Annotated in this window: 7 protein-coding genes; all 7 read left to right on the top strand. The window is 66.9% G+C overall.

Translation table 11 applies throughout. The features are described from left to right. Positions 1-811 (top strand): ABC transporter permease (locus Q0288_RS07585; RefSeq protein WP_299429294.1); only part of this gene is annotated, 811 nt, incomplete at its 5' end. Between the two features lie 3 nt (positions 812-814). Beyond that, positions 815-1,552, top strand: coding sequence for a PIG-L family deacetylase (locus tag Q0288_RS07580; RefSeq protein WP_299429293.1), 738 nt, complete (start codon positions 815-817; stop codon positions 1,550-1,552). Positions 1,553-2,076: 524 nt separating this feature from the next. Beyond that, positions 2,077-2,442, top strand: a complete 366-nt coding sequence (locus Q0288_RS07575) for a metalloregulator ArsR/SmtB family transcription factor (RefSeq protein ID WP_299429292.1) — start codon at positions 2,077-2,079, stop codon at positions 2,440-2,442. Beyond that, positions 2,442-3,665, top strand: coding sequence for an MFS transporter (locus tag Q0288_RS07570; protein WP_299429291.1), 1,224 nt, complete (start codon positions 2,442-2,444; stop codon positions 3,663-3,665). Before Q0288_RS07575 ends, Q0288_RS07570 begins: the two co-directional genes overlap by 1 nt. 126 nt (positions 3,666-3,791) lie before the next feature. Continuing rightward, positions 3,792-3,995, top strand: coding sequence for a heavy metal-associated domain-containing protein (locus tag Q0288_RS07565; protein ID WP_299429290.1), 204 nt, complete (start codon positions 3,792-3,794; stop codon positions 3,993-3,995). Positions 3,996-4,015: 20 nt separating this feature from the next. Beyond that, on the top strand, positions 4,016-4,306 hold the full coding sequence (locus Q0288_RS07560; protein ID WP_299429289.1) for a metal-sensitive transcriptional regulator: 291 nt from the start codon (positions 4,016-4,018) through the stop codon (positions 4,304-4,306). Between the two features lie 70 nt (positions 4,307-4,376). After that, the coding region (locus Q0288_RS07555; RefSeq protein WP_299429288.1) for a heavy-metal-associated domain-containing protein at positions 4,377-4,974 on the top strand (598 nt) is incomplete at its 3' end.

The raw sequence follows: 4,974 nt of genomic DNA, 5'->3' as shown, positions 1-4,974 counted from the left end.
CAGCCCGGTCGGGCTGATCGGGGTGGGCCTGCTGGGCCTGATGCTCTTCCTGGCCTTCTTCGGCCCCCTGATCGCCCCCTACGACCCGGCCGTCTCCAGCGGCAAGCCCTTCGAGCGCCCCTCGAGCGCCCACCTGCTGGGCACCAACGACGTGGGGCAGGACATCCTATCCGAGCTGATCGTGGGCACGCGGGTCTCGCTCCTGATCGGCTTCAGCGCGGCGGCGGGGGCCATCGTGATCGGCACCCTGGTGGGGCTGGTGGCGGGCTACGCCGGGGGCTGGCTGGACAGCGCCCTGATGCGCTTAGTAGATGTGATGCTGGTGCTGCCCTTCATCCCGCTGATGATCGTGGTGGCGGCCTATTTAGGCCCCAGCAGTGGCAACCTGATCGCCGCCATCACCCTGGTAATTTGGGCGCGACCGGCCAGGGTGGTGCGTTCGGGGGTGCTGTCCCTGCGCGAGATGACCTACGTCGAGGGCACCCGCGCCATAGGGGCCAGCGACTTTCATATCCTCTTCCGGCACATCCTGCCGGGGGTGCTGCCCATCGCGGTCTCGCAGTTCATCCTGGCGGCCTCGAGCAGCATCCTGATCGAAGCCTCACTCTCCTTCCTGGGCCTGGGCGACCCCGTCCGCAAGAGCTGGGGCAGCATCCTCTACTACGCCCAGATTCGCGGGGCCTTTCTTAATGGCTCCTGGCCCTGGTGGGTGGTGCCGCCGGGGCTGCTGATCACCCTCTCGGTGCTGGGATTCGCCCTCACCGGGCGGGCCTTGGAGGGCTACCTGTTCCCCCGTCTGCACAAAGGCTGACCCATGAAAACCATCCTGATGCTGGCGACCTACGGCCTCGAGATCGTGGAGGTGGGGGGCACCCTGGCCCTCCACGCCCAGGCGGGCGACGCGGTGCACGCGGCGGTGGTGCTCTCCCGCCCCCAGACCCGGCCCCAAGTCGAGCAGGCCGCCCAAATCCTGGGCGTGAAGTCGGTGCAGTTCCTGGACTTCCAGACCGGCGAGACCCAGCTCGACACCCCCTCCAAGACCCGGCTGGTGCGGCTGATCCGGGAGACCCGCCCCGACCTGCTGATCACCCAAGACCCCGAACACTCCTACGCCGACCTCGACCCCGACCGTCGGCTCCTGATGCTGCTCTACCTCGAGGCCGCCGCGCTGGCCGGGCGCGAGTGGCGGGTGGAGGAGTGCGGGGGCTTTCGGCCCCACCTGATCCGCGACCTCTACTACATGTCCCCGGAGAACCCCAACTGCGTGGTGGAGATCGGGGCCACCTTCGCCCTCAAGCAGCAGGCCTTGCAGGTGCTCGAGGGCCAGTTGGCCTTCACCGCCCAGTTGCTGCGGGGCCGCCTCGACCCCGCCTCGCTACAGACCATCGTGCCGGACTACGCGGCGCTGGGCGACCTCGAGCTGGGCCGCGCCCTGCACCGCGAGATGGACAAGTCGCTGGCGCTCTACCACGGCCTGCTGAGCCACGCCGGGGCCACCCTGGCCGAGGCCTTCCGCCACCAGTTCCCCTTCAGGCTCGAGCGCCTGCTGTGATTTTCAACCTCTGACTTCCACTTGCTGGAAGGCCGTGTCCCAGTTTTGGGAAAGACACTGAGAACGGTGTAGAGAAGGGCACGAAAACTCAACCCACCAAAACGTTGTCATTCCGAGGTCTTCGATGTGCGCTCGAGTCCCCTTCGCTCGTTTTACCCGAGGAATCTCGTACTGTGCCGTGCCATACATGTATCGCACTGTTGCAGTAGGGGATTTCTCCCTTCGGTCGAAATGACAACGGTTTCTTGATTTAAGTTGACGAGCTTTGTGCCTATATCAGTGCCGTTCTCAGTAGATTTCCGTGGTTCCAAGCTCCCACCCCCGGCCCCTCCCTCGCTTTTCGAGGGAGGGGAGTTAAGAAAGTTCCCCGCTTTCGCTGAACGCTTTGCGTCTTCGAGAGAGGGGGTCGGTGGGTGAGAGCCTGAAGTTGAACCGCCCATCCGAGTGGGTCTGCCCTTTTCCGAGACACGCCCTTGTCGGAGTCAATATATTTGCATATCCGGATAAACAGGTAGACTAAGCCCGTGCGACACCATGACCTGCCCGAACGCCCGCATCCCGACGACCTCAGCCGGGTTGTCGGGGTGTTCAAGGCCCTCTCCGACGCTACCCGCGTCCGCCTGGTGCTGCTGCTGAGCCGGCACGAGCACGGGGTGGGCGAACTGGTGGCGGCGCTGGGGTTGCCGCAGAGCACGGTCTCCAGACATCTGGCTATTCTCCGCACCGCCGATCTGGTCAGCGCCCAGCGCCAGGGCACCGCGGTGCGCTACCGGCTCTCCGACACCCACCTGGGCGAGCTGCTGCGGCAGGCCTTCTCCCACGCCGAGCACCGCCGTCTGGGTCTGGCCGACCACCGCCCGCAAGCCAAGGCCAACGCGAGGGGGCGCTGATGCGGATTTTCGCGGTGTTCTCGAGCCTGCGCAACCGGGCCTTCGCCCAGCTCTACGCCGCGCAGACGGTCAGCCTGCTGGGCGACGCGCTGACCTGGGTGGCGCTGGCCCTGCTGGCCTTCGAGCTGGCGGGCGAGCGCTCGGGGGCGGTGCTGGGCACCGCCCTGACCCTGCGGGTGACGGCCTTCGTGCTGTTCTCGGCGCTGGGCGGGGTGCTGGCGGATCGGCTCGACCGCAAGACCCTGATGGTGGGGGCCGACCTGGCCCGCGTGGCGATCATCGGGCTGATCCCCCTGGCGGGCGAGGTCTGGCAGGTCTACGTCCTGATGTTCCTGCTCAACGCCTTCACCGCCATCTTCACCCCCGCCTTCCAGGCCACCGTGCCGCTGGTGGCGGGGCGCGACTACCCCCAGGCCCTGGCCCTCTCGAGCGCCACCAACGAGCTGCTGGGGGTGCTGGGGCCGGGCATCGCGGGGGGGCTGGCGGCCCTCATGGGCGGGCGCAGTCTGTTCTGGCTGGACGCGGCCACCTTCGCCCTCTCGGCCCTGATGATCCTGGCCCTCCGGGCCAACCTGCAAGCCAAGTCCGAGGCCCCTGCGGAAGGCTTTCGGCTCTCCGAGCTGCGCGAGGGAACCCAGCGGCTGTGGGCCGACCCCCCGATGCGCTACGCCCTGCTGCTCGAGCTGGTGGCCGCCGTCTCGGGGGCCTGGATTCTGGTCAACACAGTGGGCTACGTGAAGGGCACTTTGGGGCTGGGCGACGTGGAATACGGCTGGGTGATGGCGGCCTTCGGGGTGGGGGCCACAGTGGCCGCGCTGGTCGTGGGGGCCTGGGATCAGCGGCTGCCACGCACCACCTGGGTGCTGTTGGGGGCCAGCTTGACCACCCTGGCCATACTGCCCACCGCCTTCGCTCCCCTGCTACCCCTGATGCTGCTGTGGTTTGTGGCGGGGGTGGGGCAGAACTGGGTTAACCTGCCCACCAACACCCTGATCGCCGACCGCACCCCCGAGGCCCTTCAGGGGCGGGTGTACGGGGCGCACTTCGCCTGGAGCCACCTGTGGTGGCTGTTCAGCTACCCCCTGGCGGGGTGGATGGGAACCACCCTGGGCAGCGATTCATTTGTCGTAGGCGGCCTGATCGGTTTGGCCTTGCTGGGGCTGGTGCAACTGGGGTCAAAACCAAGGAAGCCGGAGGGTTCGGCCCCGTCGCGGAAAGAGTAAGACCAACCCCGGTGCATATACCAGAGCTTAGACCCCCCACCAGGGGAGGGGTTGACACGGCAGGCCGCAGAGCTTAGACTGAAGCCATACCCCACCCCGAGGGGGGTGGCCTCTAAGGAGCAAACTATGGACAACATCGAACTCAAGGTCGAAGGCATGAGCTGCGGGCACTGCAAGGTCAGCGTGGAGAAGGCCCTCAAGAGCGTGGCGGGCGTGGAGCAGGTGGAGGTCTTCTTGCAGGAGGGCCGGGCCGTGATCAAGGGCAACGCCCCGGTTGACCAACTGGTGGCCGCCGTGCAGGAAGAAGGCTATCAGGCTGCGGTTCGCTAAGGACTGACCAAGGAGTGCCCATGCCCGCCGTACATGAACACACCCTGCACTTAGACCCCAAGGTGCGCAAGGACGCGCAGAACCGCCTGCTCTCGGCTAAGGGGCACCTCGAGGGCATCCTCAAGATGATGGAGGGCGAGCCCTACTGCGTGGACGTGCTCAAGCAGATCAGCGCGGTGCAAGGCGCACTGGACAAGGTGGGCGACATGGTGCTGCGCAGCCACCTCGAGCACCATGTGGCCAGCGCAGCCCAGCGCGGCGACAGCAAAGAGTTGGTAGACGAGCTGATGGACGTGCTCAAGTACCGCTAGAGGTGGGCTCGGGGCCAACCCTCGAGCCGTGGTCTAACCCCACCCCTGGTGGGGAGGATAGGGAGGATGGATGACCAAGGAACTGCAAATCGGGGTGCAGGGCATGACCTGCGCGGCCTGCGTCTCTCGGGTCGAGCGGGGTCTGAACAGGCTCGAGGGGGTTCAGGCCAGCGTCAACCTGGCCACCGAGAACGCCACGGTCAGCTACGACCCCGAGAAGACCAGCCCCCAGGCCCTCCTGGCGAAGATCGAGGAGGTGGGCTACCAGCCCCTGCTGGCAGAGGCCGAGCTGGGCGTCACCAGGATGACCTGCGCGGCGTGCGTGGCGCGGGTGGAGAGGGCCTTGAGGAAACTTCCGGGCGTGACCGAGGCCAGCGTCAACCTGGCCACCGAGCGGGCCACGGTCAAATACCTGCCGGCCTCGATCACCCCGGCCCACCTTAAGCGGGCGGTGCGCGAGGCCGGGTACGGCATCCTCGAGGTGCAGGCGGGTCAAGACCGGGCCGATGTGGAACGTGCGGCTCGTGAGCGCGAGATCGCCCATCTGCGCCGTCGCACCCTGCTGGCGGCGGCCTTTGCGGTCCCGCTGACCCTGATCGCAATGGTGCCGATGCTCTGGATGCCCGCCCATATGTTCTTGCTGTCCATCGCCCCGATGGCGGTCTGGA

The organism is uncultured Meiothermus sp. (assembly GCF_937863175.1).
GTDB lineage: Bacteria > Deinococcota > Deinococci > Deinococcales > Thermaceae > Meiothermus.
This window is presented reverse-complemented; position numbering and strand designations above follow the sequence as displayed.